At 62.1% G+C, this 973-nt stretch carries 1 protein-coding gene; it reads left to right on the plus strand.

The features are described from left to right. The first annotated feature begins 456 nt into the window (after window positions 1-456). On the plus strand, window positions 457-729 hold the full coding sequence (locus EOA27_RS38005; RefSeq protein ID WP_126081070.1) for a DUF4242 domain-containing protein: 273 nt from the start codon (window positions 457-459) through the stop codon (window positions 727-729). Window positions 730-973: the final 244 nt, after the last annotated feature.

Raw genomic sequence — 973 nt, forward strand, 5'->3', positions numbered from 1 at the left:
ACAGATCGTGGTCGTCTTGGGCGAGGCCGGCGCCGGCCTCGCCCAAGACGACCACGATGCGGCCGCGGCCCCCGATTGCGTCCGCCAACAGGGCATCCATCTGCTGCAGCTGCGGCTGCCGTTCCAGAAGCATCATCGCTCTCTCGCGAAATTGAAATTCCATCGTGGCGGATCGCCGCCGCGATAGCGTGGGAGACAGTCCTAAAATGTGACTTTCCACACATTCAAGTGCCATCTTCCACATAAAACGTCCCAAAGATAGGGAATCGTCCCGGGCAATATGGGGAATGGCTCCGATGCATGGCCTTTCCCGAAATGGTGGTATCCGCCTTGCTCGAAACGAGCACGGAGCAATTCCGGGAAAACTGCGTAGCGGTTGGCTCGGCGACTTCGCCGTGGCCTTCCGTCCGGAATTGCGTGGAAACTTGCAATCCAATCACGAAAGGAAAGACGATCGTGCCACGTTATCTCGTTGAACGCACCTTCCCGGAGGGCCTGCATGTGCCGATGAACGATGCCGGCGCCACCGCGATGGGCGGCGTCATCGCCCGCAACGCCGAGAAAGGCGTCACCTGGGTGCAATCCTTCGTCTCGCCCGACAAGGGCAAGAGCTTCTGCATCTACGACGCGCCCTCGCCGGAGGCGATCCGCAGCACCGCGCAAAAGAATGCGCTTCCTGTCGATAAGATCACGGAGGTGCGGGTCCTCGACCCCTACTTTTATCGCTGACGGGGAAGACCGTGTCGGGCAGACCATACCCGTCGCCGGCGGACCTGACGCCGTGCCGGACAGCGAGAGTGTACCCGCCGCGGCGGATTACCTCCCGCCACGGCGCGGCTTCATGCGACGGGCCTTGTCGGCGCTGCTTTCGCCGTTGCGAAACCGGCGCCGCCTTCTGCCGCCTCAGGACGATTACCTGAGACGCGACATCGGCCTCGATGAGCGGGAGATGCCGCGCGAATACTGGGAATAT

Origin of the sequence: Mesorhizobium sp. M2A.F.Ca.ET.037.01.1.1 (genome assembly GCF_003998075.1) — a bacterium.
Taxonomy (GTDB): Bacteria; Pseudomonadota; Alphaproteobacteria; order Rhizobiales; family Rhizobiaceae; genus Mesorhizobium.